Origin of the sequence: Kitasatospora cathayae (assembly GCF_027627435.1) — a bacterium.
Taxonomy (GTDB): Bacteria; Actinomycetota; Actinomycetes; order Streptomycetales; family Streptomycetaceae; genus Kitasatospora; species Kitasatospora cathayae.
In genome coordinates this window covers 1,724,915-1,744,434 of record NZ_CP115450.1, presented here as the reverse complement: position 1 = coordinate 1,744,434, position 19,520 = coordinate 1,724,915, and the positions used below count along the sequence as shown (strand labels likewise).

Annotated in this window: 15 protein-coding genes and 1 pseudogene; 10 read left to right on the top strand and 6 right to left on the bottom strand. The window is 73.1% G+C overall.

Going from position 1 to position 19,520, the window contains the following annotated elements; translation table 11 throughout:
• Positions 1 to 26: 26 nt before the first annotated feature.
• From O1G21_RS07860 to O1G21_RS07845, 5 genes and pseudogenes are all read left to right on the top strand, one after another.
• Complete coding sequence (locus tag O1G21_RS07860; protein WP_270141981.1) at positions 27 to 608, top strand: cysteine dioxygenase family protein; 582 nt, start codon at positions 27 to 29, stop codon at positions 606 to 608.
• Between the two features lie 14 nt (positions 609 to 622).
• On the top strand, positions 623 to 1,690 hold the full coding sequence (locus O1G21_RS07855; protein ID WP_270150826.1) for a YeiH family protein: 1,068 nt from the start codon (positions 623 to 625) through the stop codon (positions 1,688 to 1,690).
• A 159-nt stretch (positions 1,691 to 1,849) separates the two neighbouring features.
• Complete coding sequence (locus O1G21_RS07850; RefSeq protein WP_270141979.1) at positions 1,850 to 2,560, top strand: spermidine synthase family protein; 711 nt, start codon at positions 1,850 to 1,852, stop codon at positions 2,558 to 2,560.
• A 101-nt stretch (positions 2,561 to 2,661) separates the two neighbouring features.
• A pseudogene (locus O1G21_RS41345) lies at positions 2,662 to 2,910 on the top strand (winged helix-turn-helix domain-containing protein); the annotation flags it as partial.
• A gap of 129 nt (positions 2,911 to 3,039) precedes the next feature.
• Positions 3,040 to 3,744 (top strand): TetR/AcrR family transcriptional regulator, encoded by a 705-nt coding sequence (locus O1G21_RS07845; RefSeq protein ID WP_333493551.1) that lies wholly within the window; start codon positions 3,040 to 3,042, stop codon positions 3,742 to 3,744.
• A gap of 128 nt (positions 3,745 to 3,872) precedes the next feature.
• On the opposite strand, the gene O1G21_RS07840 is transcribed toward O1G21_RS07845, so the two are convergent.
• From O1G21_RS07840 to O1G21_RS07830, 3 genes are all read right to left on the bottom strand, one after another.
• Positions 3,873 to 5,744 carry a hypothetical protein gene (locus O1G21_RS07840; protein WP_270141977.1) on the bottom strand — a complete coding sequence of 624 codons (1,872 nt, stop codon included), beginning with the start codon at positions 5,742 to 5,744 and terminating at the stop codon, positions 3,873 to 3,875.
• Positions 5,745 to 5,883: 139 nt separating this feature from the next.
• Positions 5,884 to 6,759 (bottom strand): TetR/AcrR family transcriptional regulator, encoded by an 876-nt coding sequence (locus O1G21_RS07835; protein ID WP_270141975.1) that lies wholly within the window; start codon positions 6,757 to 6,759, stop codon positions 5,884 to 5,886.
• 110 nt (positions 6,760 to 6,869) lie between these two features.
• Entirely contained in the window at positions 6,870 to 7,388 is a 519-nt protein-coding gene (locus O1G21_RS07830) for an NUDIX hydrolase (protein WP_270141973.1), read from the bottom strand.
• 85 nt (positions 7,389 to 7,473) lie between these two features.
• Between O1G21_RS07830 and O1G21_RS07825 the strand changes: the two genes are divergently transcribed.
• On the top strand, positions 7,474 to 8,694 hold the full coding sequence (locus tag O1G21_RS07825; RefSeq protein WP_270141971.1) for a serine hydrolase: 1,221 nt from the start codon (positions 7,474 to 7,476) through the stop codon (positions 8,692 to 8,694).
• 18 nt (positions 8,695 to 8,712) lie between these two features.
• On the opposite strand, the gene O1G21_RS07820 is transcribed toward O1G21_RS07825, so the two are convergent.
• From O1G21_RS07820 to O1G21_RS07810, 3 genes are all read right to left on the bottom strand, one after another.
• Complete coding sequence (locus tag O1G21_RS07820; RefSeq protein WP_270141969.1) at positions 8,713 to 9,036, bottom strand: nuclear transport factor 2-like protein; 324 nt, start codon at positions 9,034 to 9,036, stop codon at positions 8,713 to 8,715.
• Positions 9,037 to 9,302: 266 nt separating this feature from the next.
• Positions 9,303 to 10,826: an acetaldehyde dehydrogenase ExaC gene (exaC, locus tag O1G21_RS07815; protein ID WP_270141967.1), complete on the bottom strand. Its 1,524-nt coding sequence runs from the start codon at positions 10,824 to 10,826 to the stop codon at positions 9,303 to 9,305.
• Between the two features lie 286 nt (positions 10,827 to 11,112).
• Positions 11,113 to 12,060, bottom strand: coding sequence for a terpene synthase family protein (locus O1G21_RS07810; protein ID WP_270141965.1), 948 nt, complete (start codon positions 12,058 to 12,060; stop codon positions 11,113 to 11,115).
• A 336-nt stretch (positions 12,061 to 12,396) separates the two neighbouring features.
• Between O1G21_RS07810 and O1G21_RS07805 the strand changes: the two genes are divergently transcribed.
• The 4 genes from O1G21_RS07805 to O1G21_RS07790 all read left to right on the top strand — a co-directional run bounded on the left by O1G21_RS07805 (position 12,397) and on the right by O1G21_RS07790 (position 19,516).
• Complete coding sequence (locus O1G21_RS07805; RefSeq protein WP_270141963.1) at positions 12,397 to 15,396, top strand: ATP-binding protein; 3,000 nt, start codon at positions 12,397 to 12,399, stop codon at positions 15,394 to 15,396.
• Between the two features lie 222 nt (positions 15,397 to 15,618).
• Positions 15,619 to 16,695, top strand: coding sequence for an aldose epimerase family protein (locus tag O1G21_RS07800; RefSeq protein ID WP_270141961.1), 1,077 nt, complete (start codon positions 15,619 to 15,621; stop codon positions 16,693 to 16,695).
• A gap of 458 nt (positions 16,696 to 17,153) precedes the next feature.
• Positions 17,154 to 18,434 carry an extracellular solute-binding protein gene (locus O1G21_RS07795; protein ID WP_270141959.1) on the top strand — a complete coding sequence of 427 codons (1,281 nt, stop codon included), beginning with the start codon at positions 17,154 to 17,156 and terminating at the stop codon, positions 18,432 to 18,434.
• An 80-nt stretch (positions 18,435 to 18,514) separates the two neighbouring features.
• The gene (locus O1G21_RS07790; RefSeq protein WP_270141958.1) at positions 18,515 to 19,516 is read left to right on the top strand and encodes a carbohydrate ABC transporter permease; all 1,002 of its coding nucleotides are present in this window, start codon (positions 18,515 to 18,517) and stop codon (positions 19,514 to 19,516) included.
• Positions 19,517 to 19,520: the final 4 nt, after the last annotated feature.

Genomic DNA, 19,520 nt, shown 5'->3' with positions numbered 1-19,520 from the left:
GGGTCTATTGGTCCGAACCTGCTGCCATGACACCCCCAGCCACGGTCGGCAGCGACCGGCTCACCGAGCGGATGACCGCGCTGGTCAGCGAGATCCGCGCCGTCGTGGACCGCGGACTGCCACCCGAACTCACCGCGTACCTGGTCGGCGAACGCCTCGCCCCGCACCTGCTCACCGCCCCCGACGGGCCCGACGCGCTGCTCACCCCCGCCCAGCGGGAGGGCGACCCCCAGCGCTACCGTCAGCACGTCCTGCACGCGGAGGCGGACGGCAGCTTCTCCGTCGTCGCGCTGGTCTGGCTGCCCGGACAGCACACCCCGATCCACGACCACGTCTCCTGGTGCGTGGCCGGGGTCCACCAGGGCCAGGAGAGCGAGACCCGCTACCGGCTGGTCTCCGACGGGCGCAGCTCCCGACTGGTCGAGACCGAGCACGTGGCCGGCCCGGCCGGGACCGTGGCCGCCTTCGCCCCGCCCGGCGACATCCACCTGGTGCGCAACGCCTGCAGCAGCACCGCCGTCTCCATCCACGTGTACGGCGCGGACGTCTCGCGGCTCGGCACCAGCATCCGGCGGGTCTACCGGCTCCCGGCCGACCAGGAGCGGTGAGCCGCGGCGTGGCACTGACCCTCCGGGAGCGGGCCACCCGCACCCGCTCACTCCCCCCGCTCGGCGGGGACGCCCCCGGCCTGCTGCTCGCGGCGGTCGGGGTGGCCGCCGCGATCGCCGTCCACGCGGCCGTCCCGGCCGTGCCCAAGCTCACCGCCGCCGTGGTCCTCGGCATGGCGGCGGCCCATCTGCCCGGGTTGCGCCCGGTGGTCCGCGGAGTCGCCCGGCCGGGGCTGTCGATGGCCGGGAAGCGGCTGATGCGGCTCGGGATCGTCCTGCTCGGGCTCAAGCTCAGCCTCGACGACGTGCTCGGCCTCGGCTGGGCCACCGTCGCCATGGTGCTCACGGTGGTCGCCGCCACCTTCGCCGGCACGCTCTGGCTGGGCCGGCGGCTCGGACTGCCGGGGGACCAGCCGCTGCTCGTCGCCACCGGGTACTCGATCTGCGGGGCCTCGGCGATCGGTGCGGTCAGCCAGGCGGCCGGCAGTGAGGAGGAGGACGTCGCCTCCTCGGTCGCGCTGGTCACCCTGTGCGGGACGCTGGCGATCGCCGTACTGCCGTTGCTGCAGCACCCGCTGGGGCTCGGTGAGCTCGAGTTCGGGCGCTGGGTGGGGGCGAGCGTGCACGACGTCGGGCAGGTGGTCGCCACCGCACAGACCGGCGGGCCGGGCGCCCTGCGCGAGGCCGTGCTGGTCAAGCTGATGCGGGTGGTGCTGCTGGCGCCGCTGGTCGCGGGCGTCGCCGTGGTGGCGCGGCGCAACGCGCGCGACGCGCGCAGGGCCAAGGCGGACGGTACGGAAGGTGCGGTCAAGAGCGGCAGCCGGCCGCCGATCGTGCCGCTGTTCGTGGTCGGTTTCCTGGCGATGATCGTGCTGCGCACCACCGGGGTGCTGCCCGAGCGGGCGCTCACGCTGGCCGGGGACGCGCAGGAACTGCTGCTCGCCGCCGCGCTGTTCGGGCTGGGGAGTGCGGTGCACCTGCCGACCATGATGCGGACCGGCGGGCGGATCGCGCTGCTCGGGCTCGGCTCGTGGGTGGTCGTCGCCGGTGTGTCGTACGCGGGGGTGCTGGTCACGACCTGACGGGGTCGGTTCGCGCCGGGCCGGGTCCCTTCGGGGCCCGGCCCGTTCATGTGCCCGGCCTGTATTTCATGGGCATGGCTCGGGTCGACTCGGTTATTGTCGGGCGGGTGATCGCCCGTACCCGGACGATCCCGCTGCCGAGTCCGTCGAGGAGGACGCATGACCGCCGCACTGCCCGAACGGGACGGCCACGAGGCCGTCGTCACGCTCGACCGGCGGGAGGGCCCGTTCGGCGAGGTGGTGTTGCGGCAGCGCGGACGGCACTACGAGATCATCGCCAACGGGTGCTTCCTGATGGACACCGCAGACGGGCGGTCCGAGCGGCTGCTGATCCAGGCGGCGCTGGACGAGCTGGACCGGACCGGCGCCGACGTGGTCGCGCCGTCGGTGCTGATCGGCGGGCTCGGGGTCGGCTTCTCGCTCGCGTACGCGGTGGCGGAACCGCGCTGGGGGCGGATCGCCATCGTCGAGCGGGAGAGCGCGATCATCGACTGGCACCGCAACGGTCCGCTGGGCGGCTTCTCCGGCGGTGCGCTGGACGACGAGCGGGTCGCGGTGATCCACACCGACCTGCTGGAGTACCTGGCGGCGTCCGACGGCGAGCGCTTCCACGCGTTGTGCCTGGACATCGACAACGGGCCGGACTGGACCGTCACCGACTCCAACTCCGGGCTCTACGGGGCGGACGGGCTCACGGTGCTGTGGCACCGGCTGCAGCCCGGCGGGGTGCTGGCGGTGTGGAGCGCGCAGCCGTCGTCGGATTTCGAGGAGGCGCTGCGGGCGGCGGGCTTCACGGACGTGGTCAGCCGGGAGGTCCCGGTGAGCCGGGGCGTGCCGGACGTGGTGCACCTGGCGCGGCGCTCCGGCTGAACGGGGGCGCCGCAGGCCGCTGTTGGTGACGGTGGTTGTCAACTGGCCGGGGGCCTGCGTCGATTGGGTTCCGCCGAGGTCAGCGGTCGGCTGCTGCTAGCGTGGGCGCTGGTGGTGCACTAGTGCGGCCGGTCGAGCGGGCGGTGGTCATTGTGGTGGAGAGCGGGACGCCTTCGGAGCGGATCGCGGCGGAGCTCCGACGCCGGATCGCGGCAGGGGAGTTGAAGCCGGGCGCCCGCGTGCCGTCCACGCGGCGGATCATGCAGGAGTGGGGCGTGGCGATGGCCACCGCGACCAAGGTGCTGAACCGGTTGCGGGAGGAAGGGCTGGTGCGGGCCGTCCCGGGGGTGGGGACGGTGGTGGCGGCCCGGCCGGGAGCTTCTCCTCGTCCGGCTGCGGGTGGGGCTACTGCGGCTACTGGGGCCGCGGCTGCGGGTCGTGACGCGGGGCGTGATGCGGAGCGAGCGTCGGGGGCGGCGGTGCGGCGGGGAAAGGGCGGGGAGCGGGAGCTCGGCCGGGAGCGGATCGTCGCGGTCGCGGTGCGGGTGGCCGACACCGAGGGGCTGGCGGCGCTGTCGATGCGCCGGGTCGCGACCGAGCTGGGTGTCGCGACCATGTCGCTCTACCGCCATGTGCCGGGCAAGGACGAACTGTTGCGGCTGATGGTGGACCAGGTCTTCGGTGAGCAGCCGTTCCCCGGGGCGCCGGCACCCCACTGGCGGGCGGGGCTGGAGGAGGTCTCGCGGCTGCAGTGGCGGATCTACCGGAGTCACCCGTGGCTGGCGTCCACGATGTCCTTCACCCGGCCGGTGCTGGCGCCCGACGCGGCGCTGCACACCGAGCGGGCGATGGCCGCCCTGGCGGGCCTGGGGCTGAGCGGGGAGGAGATGGCCCAGGCAGCGGTCAGCCTGGCGGCCTTCACCTGCGGGCTGGCCGTGCACTTCGAGCGGGAGGCGCAGGCCGAGCAGGACAGCGGGGTGTCCGCGGACGAGTGGATGGACGGGCTGATCGCCGAGGACCACGACCTGCTGATGGCGGACCCGGAGCGGTTCCCGATGTTCGACGCGCTGAACCGGGGGCCGGAGATCGACCTGAGCCTGGACGCGTTGTTCGAGTTCGGGCTGGCACGGATGCTGGACGGTCTGGGGGCGCTGATCGAGGCGCGGGGGACGGGCGACGCGTAACAGATGACAGCTGACAGATGACAACTGACAGATGACAACTGACAGATTTCAGCGAACGAAATCTGAAATCTGTCAGTTGTCATCTGTTGTTGGCAGTCAGCCCGTTCTCAATCCTCGGCGGTCGTCCGTCAGCCGAACGGCCGGTGCTCCGGCTCCGCGTCGGCCTCGGCCTCCGCTTCCGGTCCGTTCGCGGTCGGGGCCGTGCCGGCGATGCCGAAGGGGTCGAAGTCCGGCGGCGGGATCATCACCGGCGTGCCCTTGCGCTTGACCGGCTCCTCCGCGCTCTCCGCGGGCGCGGCCACCGGGGCGGCCTGGGCCGGGATGAGCGGCGGGGTCGAGGGCGGCGGCGGGACGGCCGGGCCCTGGGCGGCGACGGTGGTGCCGAAGGGGTCGGGCTTCTGCTCGGCCGCGATCGTCGTCCCGAACGGGTCGGGCGCCGCCGTACCACCGCCGGCAGCGGCCGGCGCAGCGGGTTCGTCCGTGCTCGGGGCCGTGCCGGCGATGCCGAAGGGGTCGAAGTCCGGCGGCGGGATCCTGACCGGCGTGCCCTTGCGTTCGGCCGGTTCCGCCGCGCCGGCGGCTGCGGTGTCCGCCGCCGCCTCCTCCTGCGCGACCGGAGCGAAGGGGTTGAAGTCCGCGGGCGGAATGCGCACCGGTGTGCCGCGCAGGTGCACCGGCTTCTCCTCCGGCTCCTCGGCCACCGGGGAGGCGGCCGGAGCGGCAGACGCGGTCATCGGTGCGGGCGCGGTCATCGGCGCGGGCGGTGGCACGGCCACCGGTGCGGTCGCCGGCGCGGCCGCGACCGCACCGGTGAGCGGCACGCCGTCCCAGCCGAACTGGATGCTCTTCAGCAGCTCCGCGAACGCCTCCGTGTACAACTCCCAGTCCTCCGGCCGGGCCGTGGTCAGCTGGACGCACAGCACCGTTCCGCCGTCCGGCAGCGGTACGAAGGCCTGGACGGCCGATGTGACCACCCAGCGACGCTGTCCGTCGGCGGCCAGTGGCCCGGGCACCGGGACGGTCCGCCCCTCGACCAGGACGGCGGCCGGACCGGCCGGCAGCAGGACCGTCCAGACCTCGGCGTGCCGTCGTACGGTGGCCAGCTCGGTGGCGAACGCGGTGATCGGCAGCGGGTGGCGGGCGAGCGAGATGACCAGGGTGGCCTCGGAGGCGCGCCCGTCGACGTCCAGCGCGCACACGCCCGCGTAGCGGACGCCCGCGTCCTGGATCAGGTCGGTCAGGGTCGCCGCGATCACCGCGAAGTCGCGGCGCGGCTCCGGGCCGGTGGCGCTGAACAGTTCCTCGGCGACCTCGGCCAGGTGCCCGGTCAGCTCGGCGGCCGCCGCCACCGTGGCCCGGTCGGGCCCGTCGGCCGCGTCGGCGTCCGCGGTCCCCTCGCCGCCGGCCGGCAGCGGGGGCACCGTGCGGGCGGAGGCCCCGGCGGGCCCGCCCGGGGAGGTCAGCGGGTGGAAACCCGGCGGGACGACCAGCCGGACCTCGGTGCCCGCGCCGGTGGCCAGTTCGACCGGCTGCCGGGTCTGCTGACCGGCCGCCAGCGCGGCCAGCGCCGGGGCGAACGGCGGGCGCAGCTTGGCGTCGGCGAACTCGCCGGCGACCGGCAGCTGGAACAGCGCGGCCGAGGTGGTGCCCCGGTCCGCGATGGCGCCGCGCACCGCTCCGCCGCCGTAGCGGTGGTGCAGCGCGGCCGTCACCCGGTCGGCGACCGGTGCGCCGTTGCCCGGCCGGGCCGTGCCGGCGGTGATCACCGTGCCGAGCCGGTCGAGGGCCTCGTGAACCGGCCCGTTGGGCGCCAGCGGCAGGCCGAACAGTGCCTCGGCGGCCGGGTGTTCAGCCGGTTTCAGGGCGCTCAGCGCGGCCGCCGGGTGGCGCGAGGTGTGCTCGTCGAAGAGGGCGTCGGTGAGTGTGCCGAGGGTCGCGCAGACCTGCTCGGCCGCCGCGAAGGGGTTGGCCTGCGCACTGAACTGGACGTCCTGGGTCAACTGGTGAGCCCCCCGCTCTGCTCCGTCTGCCGTCGGTGGTTCGGGTGGGACCGGGCCCGCCCGGGCGGCGTGCCGTCAAGTCCCCGCCCATTCCTATCAGAGCCCACCGTCGTCGCCGAACCGCAGGATCACCCGATGATCACTCCGCGGGGGCCTCGGTCGAACCCTCCGTGGCCTGCGCGGACGGTTCGTCCACCGCCCCGCCGGCCGGTGCCCCGGCGGCCAGCGCGGTGACCGCGTCCAGGATGCCGGGGACGGCGAACAGCCCGGCGAGGTCCTGGACCAGTCGCCCGGTCGGCCCGTCGGGCCGCTCGTCGGCGAAGAAGGCGGCCAGCTCGGCGGCGAGCATGGGCTCCCGGGCGGCGGTCAGGGTGAGCGCGGCGACGAACTCCTGCACCAGGTGCAGCTGCAGCTCCTCCAGCGGAACGGAGCGCTCGGCCAGCCACTCCAGCGAGGTGATCTCGGCGTTGGCGATCCAGGCCCGGACGGTCAGTCGCAGCCCGGGGCTCGGCGCGGGGATCGCCAGGTGGGCGAGGATCTGGTCGTGCGCGGCCCGGCGCACCTCGTCGATCACCGCCGAGGTACCCGCGCTGGCCGCCACCGAGCCGCCCCGCAGCAGCGCGGCGAAGCCCGGCCCGTGGCTCTGCACGAAGTCGAGGTAGCGGCCCATCACCCGGTACAGCCGCTCCGACAGCGGCCCCTCCATGGGCTCCTCGAACCGCGCCGAGAGTTCCCGCCCGGCGCGCCGCAGCGAGGCCTCGTACAGCGCCTGCTTGCCCGGGAAGTAGTGGTACACCAGCGGCCGGGATGCGCCCGCGGCGGCGGCGATGTCATCGATCGACACCTCCTCCGGCGGGCGTCGGCTGAACAGTTCCAGCGCCACGGCGATCAGCTGCTCCCGCCGCTCGTCCACGCTCAGCCGCCGGCGCGGCCGCTCGCCCGCGGCCCCCCGGTCGGGAGCGGCGGCGGTCCGTGCTGCGCGGTCGGCCGTCGGCGACGGCGTACGGGAGGCCATGCGCGTCAGCCTATCCGGCGGCCGTCCCCGGGCCCATGCGGCCTGACCTGGCTCGGCCCGGACCTGCCCGCCGAAGACCGGCCCGCTGAGACGAGATCCGCCGGCCCGGCCTAGCCGGCCCGGAGCTCCAGGTAGCGGCGGTAGGCCTCGAGGCCGTCGGGGACGAAGGTGTCGCGGGCGAGGCGCTCGGACAGTTCGGCGGGGGTGAGCCAGGCGTGCCAGGCGACCTCGGACTCCTGCGGCGAGACCGGGCCGTCCCACTCCGCCTCGTACATGTCGCACCACCAGGAGAGCTTGCCGCCGTCGGGCTCCCGGAAGAGGAACTTGAAGATCGGGCGCGGGGCGATGCCGTGCACGCCGAGTTCCTCCTCGGCCTCGCGGACGGCGGCCTCGGCGTAGCTCTCGCCGGAGCCGACCACGCCGCCGACCCACATGTCGTACGCGCCGGGGGCGAACAGCTTGGTGTCGGTGCGGCGGTGGACGAAGATCCGGCCGGCCGGATCGCGGACCATGATGAACACGCAGCGGTGGGTCAGCCCCTGCCGGTACACCTCCCCGCGCAGCGCGGTTCCGATCACCCGGTCGTTCTCGTCGACGATGTCCAGCAGCTCTTCGGCGGGGTTGGTCATGAGCGACAGGTTAGGGTTTCGGGGCCCGCTTCGAACGAGGAATCGATCAATTGGGCGGCGACGAACGACCTGAGGACGGCACGCGGTGGTGGAGATCTGGGGCGAGACGGCCGAAGGCTTCGAGCCCGTACGGGAGGCCTTCGCGCGGAACTTCGCCGAGTACGGCGAACTGGGCGCGGCGTTCGCGCTGTACCTGCGCGGGCGCAAGGTGGTCGACCTGTGGGGCGGGGACGCCCGGCCCGAGGTCGGCGGGCGGCCCGCGCCCGCGGTGCCGTGGACGGCGGACACCGCCCAGGTGCTGCGCTCGGTCACCAAGGGCCTGACCGCCGCCACCGCGCTGCTGCTGGCCGAGCGCGGCCTGCTCGACCTGGACGCGCCGGTGGCCTCGTACTGGCCGGAGTTCGCGGCGGCCGGCAAGGGCGCGGTGCCGGTGCGCTGGCTGCTGACGCACCAGGCCGGGGTGCCGGTGCTGGACGTGCCGCTGCGCCTGGAGGACGTGCTGACCTGGGAGCGGGCGGTGGCCGCGGTGGCCGCGCAGGCGCCCGCCTGGGAGCCGGGGACGGCGCACGGCTACCACCCGTACACCTTCGGCTGGCTGGTCGGCGAGGTGGTGCGCCGGGTGAGCGGCCGCACGGTCGGACAGTACTTCGCCGAGGAGATCGCCCGGCCGCTCGGGCTGGACCTGTGGATCGGGCTGCCGGCCGGCGCCGCGCCCCGGGTCGGCAAGCTGGTCGACCTGCCCGCCCCGGAGGCGGCCCGGACCGGCCCGAGCGGGCTGCGGCTGCGGCCCAAGCAGTCCGTCCGGGACGCCTACCAGGACCCGGCCTCGCTGACCGCCCGCGCCTTCGCCTCGGTGCTGCCCGGGGTGAACATGAACGACCCGGCGGTGCAGGCCGCCGAGATCCCCGGTGCGAACGGCATCGGCACCGCCCGCTCGGTGGCGCGGTTCTACGCGGCGCTGATCGGCGTGGCCGACCGGTCGGACGGCTCCGGCACGCTGCTGCCGCCGCTGCTCGGCCCGGAGGTGCTGGCCCGCGCGGTCGGACCGGTGGTGAACGGCCCGGACCGGGTGCTGATCGTCAACTCCACCTTCGGGCTGGGCTTCTGGCGGCACGGCCCGACCGCGCCGATGGCCTCTCCGGCGAGCTTCGGCCACCCGGGCCGGGGCGGCTCGCTGGGCTTCGCCGACCCGGAGCTCGGGCTCGGCTTCGGGTACGTCACCAACGGCATGCAGCCGGGCGTCACCGGGGACGTCCGTTCGCGCAACCTGATCCGCGCGGTGCGGGGGTGCCTGGGGCTGTCCTGAGGCCGGGCCGTGCGCTCGCTAGGCCTGGCCGGTCTCGAAGCGGCTGATCTTCCCGTCGGCGACGGTGAACCGCCAGGCGGTGCGCATCTCGCCCCAGGTCTCGTTGGTGAAGTTGGCGACCAGCCCGTGACCGCCGGAGGACTCGGTCTGGACGTCCATCCGGCCGTTCGACTCGAAGATCTCCCGGTCGACCCAGTCGTTCAGGTCGCGGTCGGAGCCGTCGTCGGACATGGTCGCGTCCGGGGTGAGGACGCGGAAGAAGGCCTCGCGGTCGCCCGCGTTGATCGCGGTGACGAAGGCGCGCACGGTGGGGTCGCTGAGCTTGGCGGGGGCGATGGTCATGCCGGACTCCCTGGAGGGATCGGGAACGGGGAGTCCTGTCTACGGCGTTCGCGGGGCCCGTCCGGGCATGTCGGCGGCGCGTCGGGAAAATCTGCGGATTCATGTGCTTTGATCCCGAACCAGGCGAAATTCCCGGAACAGGTGATTTGCCCCGAAAGCCCGCCACGGGGAGTGGCGGTGGAGCGGGAGACCGGACGAGGTCTCCCGCTCCACGTCTGTCGCGGGCCGGTCGGGGCCGGCCCGGGAGAACCGCCCGGGAGAACCGCCTAGAAGAAGCCGAGCGCGTCGGGGGAGTAGCTGACCAGCAGGTTCTTGGTCTGCTGGTAGTGCTCCAACAGTGCCTTGTGGTTCTCCCGCCCGATGCCGGAGTTCTTGTAGCCGCCGAACGCCGCGGCGGCCGGGTACAGGTGGTAGCAGTTCGTCCAGACCCGGCCCGCCTGGATGGCGCGCCCGGCTCGGTGGGCGGTGTTGACGTTGCGGGTCCACACGCCGGCGCCGAGCCCGTACTGGGTGTCGTTGGCGAGCGCGATCGCCTCGTCGAAGCCGTCGAAGCGGGTGACCGAGACGACCGGTCCGAAGATCTCCTCCTGGAAGACCCGCATGCTGTTGACGCCCTCGAAGACCGTCGGCGTCACGTAGTACCCGCCGGCCAGCGCGCCGCCGAGGTCGGCGCGCTCGCCGCCGACCAGGACCTTGGCGCCCTCGGCCTGGCCGATCTCGAAGTAGGAGAGGATCTTCTTCAGCTGTTCGGCGCTGGCCTGCGCGCCGACCTGGGTCTCGGTGTCCAGCGGGTTGCCCTGGCGCATCGTGCGCACCCGGGCCAGGCCGTCGCCGAGCAGCCGCTCGTAGACCGAGGACTCGATCAGCGCGCGGCTGGGGCAGGTGCAGACCTCGCCCTGGTTGAGGGCGAACATCGCGAAGCCCTCGACGGCCTTGTCGTAGAAGGCGTCGTCGGCGGCGGCGACGTCCGCGAAGAACAGGTTGGGGCTCTTGCCGCCCAGCTCCAGGGTGACCGGGATCAGGTTGTCGGCGGCGGCGCGGGAGATCAGCCGGCCGGTGCCGGTCTCGCCGGTGAAGGCGAGTTTGCGGACCCGCTTGCTGGCGGCCAGCGGGGCGCCGGCCTCCTCGCCGAAGCCGGTGACGATGTTGAGCACGCCCGGCGGCACCAGGTCGGCGGTCAGCTCGGCCAGCAGCAGCACCGAGGCCGGGGTCTGCTCGGCCGGCTTGAGCACCACCGCGTTGCCGGCCGCGAGCGCCGGGGCGAGCTTCCAGACCGCCATCAGGATCGGGAAGTTCCACGGGATGATCTGGCCGACCACGCCCAGCGGCTCGTGGAAGTGGTACGCCACGGTGTCCTCGTCCAGCTGGGAGAGGCTGCCCTCCTGGGCCCGCAGCGCGCCGGCGAAGTAGCGCAGGTGGTCGACGGCGAGCGGGAGGTCGGCGGCCAGCGTCTCGCGCACCGGCTTGCCGTTCTCCCAGCTCTCCGCGACGGCCAGCTGCTCCAGGTTCGCCTCCATCCGGTCGGCGATCCGCAGCAGGACCTGCGCCCGCTCGGCGGCGGAGGTGCGGCCCCAGGCCGGGGCGGCGGCGTGGGCCGCGTCCAGGGCGGCCTCGATGTCCTCGGCGGTGCCGCGGGCGACCTCGGTGAACACTTCGCCGGTGACCGGGGTCGGGTCGCCGAAGTACTCGCCGCGCACCGGGGGCGTCCATCCGCCGCCGATCCAGTGGTCGTACCGGGAACGGTAGGCGACGATGCTGCCGGGCGCGCCGGGGGGCTGGTAGACCGTCATGTCTTGTGTCTCCTCGCGACGTCGGGCGCCCCCGGCGCCGATCGGGCCGGGGACGGCGCGCCGGGCCGCCCGGGCAGCGGGCGGTCCGGCGGGAGGGTGCGGACACGCACTCGGGCGGCGCCCCTGCCGGGGGCGCCCGCCGACGAGCACGATAGCCGCCGGACGCGCGGTGCGGCTACGGTCCGTACGCCGGTCCGGTACGGAGGGTCCCCGTTCCGGTCCTTCCCGGTCCTTCCCGGGCCGCCCGCGGTTCGCCGGATGCTCCGGCGTCGCACCCCCGCGCCGTTCAGACCACGTGGTACCGGCCGGTGCGGGCCTCCCAGCTGAGGTAGCCGGCCAGCCAGGTGAGCAGCCCGTCGGCGTAGCGCCCGGCGATCGTGCGTTCGATCCGGGACAGGCCCAACTCCAGGTAGACGTCGGGTAGTTGTTCGTGCAGTTCGGCGCAGCGCTCGACCATCAGCTGGGCCTCCGCCATCACCGCGGAGCAGGCCTCCTCGGCCGAGCAGCGGCGCTCGCGTTGGACGATCATCACCAGGTTGTTGACGTCGCCGCGCGGGGCTTCGAGCGGGAAGGAGCGCACGTCGTTGCTGAGTGACGGTATGTCGGCGGCCAGCTGCCGGATCTGACGCAGCACCGGATGGTGCAGCACGGAGGCGGGGACCTCGAACTGGCCGAGCCGTTCGACCATGTCGAAGATGGTCTCCATCGCCGCGGTGCCCCGTCTGAGCTCCAGGTAGCCGCTCCGGTCCGGCGGCCGGGCGGAGATCCGGCCGGCCGCCTCGGCCGGGTGACTGGCGAAGTAGTACTCCCAGTTGTAGGCGGCGCGGGCCTGCCAGCGGGCGGGCATGCCGTGCACGCTGCGGCTCCACAGGTCGGCGAAGGCGGTCTCGACCGCGGAGCGCTGGTCGGGGCGGGCGCCGTGCAGGACGGCGATCAGGCGTTCGCAGATCGGGGCGACCTCGGTGGGGCGGCGGCCGAGCGGGCCGTCGAACTGGTCGTCGAAGAGGAAGTAGAAGCCCATCAGGTCGGCCGCCAGGGCGAGTTCGTCCGGCCCGGCGTCCGGGTAGCCGAGTGCGGCGAGGTCGACCACCTCCCAGTGGGCGTAACCGGGGTGGTCGGCGTCGGGCAGCAGCGGGTGGCGGATCAGCCAGTCCCGGTGCAACGCGGTGGCGTACCGGCCGTGCGGACTGCGGCGGTGTGGGAACGGGATCTGAAGTGAGGTGTCGTCAGACATCGGACTCCCGGTGCAGCGGAGGGTGGGGGCGCTTGTGGTTCGAGCACTTCTCGTGAGGGAGTTGACGCGGCGGGGCGCGAAGGGTGAGGCTGGGTCAGGCAAGATCATCCACGCCTCGCGGGCCGTAGGGTATCTGATGCAATGATCGGACGTTAGGGATATAGGGCAATTGCCCTTGGCAAGCTGTCCGAACCCTCACCGTCTGCCCCAGCCTGCACGAATGCCACACGATGAGCCGTACGCGACGCTACTCTCGGCTCCACGAACAGTGACGGACCGGCTCCCCCCGCGCGGTGGCGGAGCCGTGCCGCGAGCGGGTGAGGCGGAGGCGCGACGGTGACCGATCAGGGCAACGAACTTCGGACGGGAACCGGTTCCGGCCGGGGCGACGACGGACCCGCGCCCCGGGTCCGGCTGCGCGACCGCGACGCCGAACTGCGGTCCGTCGAGGCGGCCGTCGACCGCCTCTGCCGCGAGTTCGCCGCCGGCGGCACCGAGATCGGCGAACTTCTCGCCTTCTCCGGCCGCCCCGGCATCGGCAAGACGAGTCTGCTGCACGAGGTCCGACGGATCGCCAGCCTGCGCCAGGGCGCCTGCGTGCTGTTCGCGCGCGGTGGCGAACGGCAGTTCAAGGAGCCGTACCACGTGCTGCGCCAGCTCCTCCAGCCCGTGCTGACCCGACTGGAGCCCGACGAGTTCAGCCAGGTCATGGGCACCTGGGAGGAGGTCGTCGGACCGGCCATGGGCCTCAAGCAGCCCAAGGCCGGCGCCCGCCGGCTCGACCCCCAGGGCGTGCGCGACGGCCTCGACTACGTCCTCACCCAGCTCGCGCCGCGCCGCGCGCCGATGGTGATGATCGTCGACGACCTGCACTGGGCGGACGCCGAGTCCCTCTCCTGGCTCGCCAAGTTCGCCGTCCGGTCCGCCGAGCTGCCCGTGCTGCTGGTCTTCGCCTTCCGCGAGGACGAGAACGACTGGCCCGACGAGACCCAGGAGCTGCGCCGGGGCGTCCTCAACCTCGCCAGCCGCAAGCACGAGCTCAGCAGGCTCACCCTGAGCTCCGTCACCGACATGGTCCGCGCCGAACTCGGCGACAAGGCCGAGGACGCCTTCTGCTACGAGTTCTGGAACGTCGTCAACGGCAACCCCTTCGAGGCCGGCCGCCTGCTCGACCAGGTCCGCGACCAGGAGCTCGAACCGGTCGAGGAGAACTCCCGGCAGCTGCGCGAACTCGCGGTCGACGCCACCGGGATGACCCTCAAGAGCTGGCTGGACCGGCTCGGCCCGGCCACCCTGCGCTTCGCCTGGGCCTGCGCCATGCTGGGCACCGACATCCGGATCGACCTCGCCACCCGGATCTCCACCCAGAGCACCGAGGGCGCCCGCGAATCCATCAAGCAACTGCGCAAGCAGCGCGTGCTCACCCAGGCACCCAACGGGAACCTCGAGTTCGTCCACCCGCTGATCGCCAGCTCCATCTACAACACCATGCCGGAGGCCACCCGCCTCGGCATGCACGGCATCGCCGCCGTCGAGATCGAGAACGCCGGGCTCGGCCTGCTCGCCGCCTCCCGCCACCTGGTCGAGACCCACTCCGGCGAGGGCGACGACCGGATCGTCAAGAAGCTGCGCCGTGCCGCCGTCGAACACCAGTTGATCGGCGCTCCCGAAGCCGCCCAGCGCTGCCTGCACCGCGCGCTCAACGAGCCGCCCGCCGACGACATCAAGGCCGAGGTGCTGTACGAGCTCGGCTGCTCCGCACTGCTCACCGACCCCAGCGCCACCGTCAACCAGCTCAGGCTCGCCCTCGACCCCGAGGAGGGGCCGCTGCGCCCCGAACTGCGGGTGGACGCCACCTTCCGGCTCTCCGAGGTGCTCGCCCACAGCGGTGAACTGGGCCAGGCCGCGCTGGTCTGCCAGGAGGAGGCCGAGAAGACCACCGACCCGGTCCGGCGGCAGCGGCTCCAGGCGGCCTCGTTCATGTGGCACGCCTTCCGCAAGTCCGAGGAGGACGGCCCCGGCCGCTCCGCCCGGCTCGCCGAGTTGTACCGGAACCTGACCGGCCGGGAGGCCGCCGACCGGGCCGTGCTCGCCATGCGCGCCTGGGACCTCACCCTGCGCGGCGAGCCCTCCACCGAGGCGCTGGCGCTCGCCGACGAGGTCCTGGACGGCGGCCGGCTGCCCAAGGGCCTCGGCTGGACCGACACCACCTGGGGCTTCGAACTGCCCTCGATGCTCTGCCTCACGTACATCTACAACGACCGCGTCGCCCAGGCCGAGCGGCTGGCCGCGGACGCCATCATCCAGTTCGAGGTGGCCGGCTGGAGCGGCGCCCACCGGGGCTTCGCGTACTTCCTGATGGGGCTGGCCCGGTTCCGCCGCGGGCTGCTCGCCGAGGCCGAGGACTTCCTGCGCCGGGCCTACCGCATCTCCGAGCGGATCGGGGCCAAGCTGCCGCTGGCCTGGGACGCCGTCGGCGTGCTGGTGGACACCCTGATCGCCCGCGGCCGGGTCGACGAGGCCTGGGCGCTGGCCAACGAGTTCGGCTTCCACCCGCCGTACCACGCGACCGCCATGGTGCTGCCGGACGCCGCCTCGCTGTACGGCAAGCTGCTGGTCGCCGCGAACCGGCACGCCGGGGCGGCCGCCGCGCTCACCGAGGCCGGGGCCCAGTTGAAGGTCCGCGGCTGGCACAACACCGTCTGGGCGCCGTGGGCCGGGCACCTCGCCGTCGCGATCGCGGCCGACGAGCCCGAGCGCGCCCGCGAGTACGCCCAGGAGGCCGTCCGGGACGCCCGCCGCTTCGGCACCGCCTCGGCGATCGGCACCGCGCTGCGGCTGCAGGCGGCGATCTCGGACGGTCGGCAGGCGGTCGAGCTGCTCGAGCAGGCCGTGGAGCACCTCGGGCAGTCCCCGGCCGGGTACGAGCACGCCGTGGCGCTGGTCGACCTCGGCGCCGCGCTGCGCCGGGTCGGGCGGCTGGAGGACGCCCAGGAGTACCTGTACCAGGGCATCGAGCTGGCCCAGCACTGCTCGGCCGAGAAGCTGGTCGACCGGGCCCGGCAGGAGCTGGCCAACTACGGGCTGCGGCCCAACCGGCTCGGGCTGCACGACTTCCAGGACACGCTGGAGGCGCTCAGCGGGCCGGAGCGGGACGTCGCCAAGCTGGCGGTCAGGGGCGTGCCGCCGCAGCGGATCGCCGAGCAGCTGGGGGTGCACCTGAGCCTGGTCAACCGGCGGCTGGCGGCGGTCTACCGCAAGGCGGGCACCGGGCCGGACGGACTGGCCTCGGCGCTCGGGCTGCCGCAGCGGCAAGTCGAGGGGTCGGAGGAGTAGCGGCGGGGCCGAGGGGGCGGGGGAGTGGCGGCTGCTTGACGGCAGCCGTGGAAGGGGCGGGCGGCCGGTGGCGTTCGGGCGGCGCGCGGAGGCGTGGAAACGCCCCCGCTGCCGCCGCCCTCGCTAGGCTGACGGACACCATGGGGCCGCCGCGACGCCCCTGGACGGACCGGGAACCGGGCGGAGGCGGCGCGCGCTGCCGCCACCAGTGAGGAGCAGGCCATGGCGAGCGAGGCCACCACGGTGCGCCGCGAACCCCTCGACCCCTCGGGTGCGGGCGCGGCGATCCAGCGCTGGACGCTGACGGCCGGTCCGTACGAGGCGAGCGTGCTCACCCTCGGCGCCACCCTGCACACCCTCAGCGCCCCGGACCGGTCCGGCCGAACGGCCCAACTTCTGCTGTCCACGGACGAGTTGGCGCAGATCCTGGGCCCGGCGCGGCACTACGGCACGGTGGTGGGCCGGTACGCCAACCGGATCGACGGCTCCAGCGTCACCATCGACGGCGAGGACCACCCGCTGGCGCCGACCGGTGGCGGGATGACCATCCACGGCGGTCCGGACGGCTTCGCCCAGCGGATGTGGCGGGCCGAGCCGATCGAGGGCGGGGTGCTGCTGCGCCTGCACAGCCCGGACGGCGACCAGGGCTTCCCCGGCGCGCTGGACGTCACCGTCTCCTACACCCTGTCGCACGCTCCGGGCGAGGGCGGCGAGCTGCTGATCGCCTACCGCGCCGTCACCAACAAGCCGACCGTCGTCAACCTGACCAACCACGCCTACTTCAACCTCGCGGGTGAGGGCAGCGGCGACGTCCTGGGCCACCTGCTCACCCTGGACGCCGACGAGTACACCCCGGCCGACGAGCGGCAGATCCCGTACGGCCGGACCGAGCCGGTGGCCGGCACGCCCTTCGACTTCACCGTGGCCACCCCGATCGGCAAGTCGGTGCACGACGACCACCCGCAGCTGGCCGGCCCGGGCGGCTACGACCACAACTGGGTGCTGCGCGCCCGCCCGGCGGACGGCGGACCGGCGCGGGCGGCGCTGCTGGAGGACCCGGTCAGCGGCCGCACCCTGGAGGTGCTGACCACCGAGCCGGGCGTCCAGGTCTACACGGCGAACAAGTTCCAGGGCGCGGTCACCGGCGCGAGCGGGCTGCCGTACGGGCCGTTCGCCGGGATCGCGCTGGAGACCCAGCACTTCCCGGACTCCCCGCACCACCCGGCCTTCCCGAGCACCGTGCTGCGGCCGGGGGAGGAGTTCCGCTCGACCACGGTGCTGCGGCTGGGGGCCAAGTAGGGCAGGCCCGGCCGGCGCAGGTCCCGGCGCGTGCAGAGCCGGGGCCAGCGCTCGAGGTGTTCGATCAGCGCCCGGCCGATGCCCCGGCCGATGCCCCGGCGGGTTCGCCCAGCAGGGGCGGTTCGTCCTCGGTGACGGTTCGGATGCGCATGGGTTCAGTCTGCTGCAAAGGCTTTCAGCCACCCGCGGTGGTCGCGTCGACCGTGCGGAGCGGGGCGAAAGGGGCGAAGGCGGACATCACGCCGCACTGTCAACTACCGCTCGGATACGTCCAGGACACGTGGGCGTAACGATCGGCGTTTCTTGCAGAAACTTGCTGCAAGGACTTTCCGTCACTCTTGCGCCGCTGTTAACTTCCTTGCGAGCCCGACGGCAGCAACGATGCGGTCGGCACGAGGCAGCCATTATGCGCCTGTCTCCGAACATCTCGGGCACCCCCACCCTCCCAAGGAGTTCTCATGCGGCGTGGCATCGCGGCCTCTGCCCTCGTTGTGGCCCTCGCGGTCTCGATGGCTGCCTGTGGCAGCAGTGGCGGCTCCGGTTCGGACGGCAAGGCCGACGGCCCGGTCACCCTCACCTACTGGGACACGTCGAACGCCACCAACGAAGCTCCGAACTACCAGGAACTGGCCAAGAAGTTCGAGGCGGCCAACCCGAACATCAAGGTCAACTTCGTCAACGTGCCGTTCGACCAGGCGCAGAACAAGCTGCAGACCGCCATGGGGGCCAAGGGCGCACCGGACGTGTTCCGCTCCGACGTCGGCTGGACCGCCGCCTTCGCCAAGGCCGGCTTCCTGGAGCCGCTGGACGGCACCCCGGCCGCCGCCGACGCCTCCGCCTTCCAGCCCAGCCTGATCCAGCAGGCCAAGTACGACGGCAAGCTGTACGGCGTCCCGCTGGTCACGGACACCCTCGGCTTCCTCTACAACAAGGACCTGTTCGCCAAGGCCGGCATCACCGACGCCCCCAAGACCTGGGACGAGCTGAAGACCGACGCCGCCGCGATCAAGGACAAGGCCGGCGTGGACGGCTTCTGGCTGAAGGCCGCCGACGGCTACTACGCGATGCCGTTCCTGTTCGGCGAGGGCACCGACACCGTCGACGCCGCCAACAAGAAGATCACCATCACCTCGCCCGAGGCCGTCAAGGGCATCGAGACCTACAAGTCGATGTTCACCTCGCCCGGCACGGCCAAGGCCGACGTCACCACCGACGCCTACGCCCACATGATGGACGCCTTCAACAGCGGCAAGGTCGCGGCGATCATCCAGGGCCCCTGGGAGATCACCAACATCTACAAGGGCTCCGCCTTCGCCGACAAGAAGAACCTCGGCATCGCCCCCGTCCCGGCCGGCTCCACCGGCAAGGCCGGCGCGCCCACCGGCGGCCACAACATCGCGGTCTACGCCGGTGCCGACAAGGCCCACAAGGCCGCCGCCGAGAAGTTCGCCGCCTTCATGACCTCGGCCGAGAGCCAGGCCTTCATCGCGCAGAAGAACTCCACCCTGCCGACCCGCTCCGACGCCTACACCGCCGACGTCAAGGCCGACCCGGGCATCGCCGGCTTCCAGGCCATCCTCGGCAGCGCCAAGCCGCGCCCCGAACTGCCCGAGTACGGCTCGCTGTTCGACTCGCTCGGCACCAATCTGGGCAAGGCCGTCCAGGGCACCAGCACCCAGGACGCGCTGAACACCGTGGCCACGGACTACGCCAAGCTCCTGCCGGGCTTCGCCAAGTAGTCCCCGCAGCCCGGCCCGCCGACACCGGCGGGCCGGGCCGTCGGCCTCCCCCGAGACTTCCCCCCGAGAAGGTGCAAACGATGTCAGTCGCCGTGCAGGGCGCCACCGGCAAGGGCAGCCGGGAGCGCGATCAGCGTCCGGGCCTGCTGGAACGCCTCAAGCGCTCCTACGCCAAGCACTGGTACGCCTACGCGATGATCGCCCCGGTCGTGCTGGTGCTCGGCGTCCTGGTGTTCTACCCGCTCGTCCAGGGCATCTGGCTGACCCTCACCGACGCCAACAGCCTCAACGTCGCCCGCAAGATCGGCGTCAACGAGATCCCGGCCAGCTACCAGTACGTCGGCTTCCACAACTACGCGGACATCCTCTGGGGCCCCGGCTCGTACGACCGGTTCTGGTCCCACTTCGTGTGGACCATCGCCTGGACGGTCGTCTGCGTCTGCCTGCACTACACCCTCGGCCTCGGCCTCGCCGTCCTGCTCAACAAGAAGCTGCGCGGGCGCGCCGCCTACCGGATGCTGCTCATCCTCCCGTGGGCCGTCCCGACCTTCGTCACCGTCTTCTCCTGGCGCCTGATGCTCTCCGACGGCGGCGTCGTCAACACCATGCTCTCCGCCCTGCACCTGCCCGAGCCCGGCTGGCTCACCGACCCGTGGGCGCAGAAGGCGGCGGCGATCCTGGTCAACACCTGGGCCGGCGTGCCGTTCATGATGATCTCGCTGCTCGGCGGCCTGCAGGCGATCCCGGCCGAGCTGTACGAGGCGGCCGAGATGGACGGCGCCACCCGCTGGCAGCAGTTCCGCCACATCACCCTGCCCGGGCTGCGCAGCGTCTCCTCCACGGTCGTGCTGCTCGGCGTGATCTGGACGTTCAACCAGTTCAACGTCATCTTCCTGCTGTTCGGCAAGGGCGCCCCCGACGCCCAGCTGCTGGTCACCTGGGCCTACCGCCTCGCCTTCGGCCAGATCCCCCAGGACTTCGCGCAGTCCGCCTCCTACGGCGTGATCCTGCTGTCCATCCTGATCGTCTTCACCGCCTTCTACCGGCGCTGGCTCGCCCGCAACGAGCAGGCCAACGGCTGAGGCC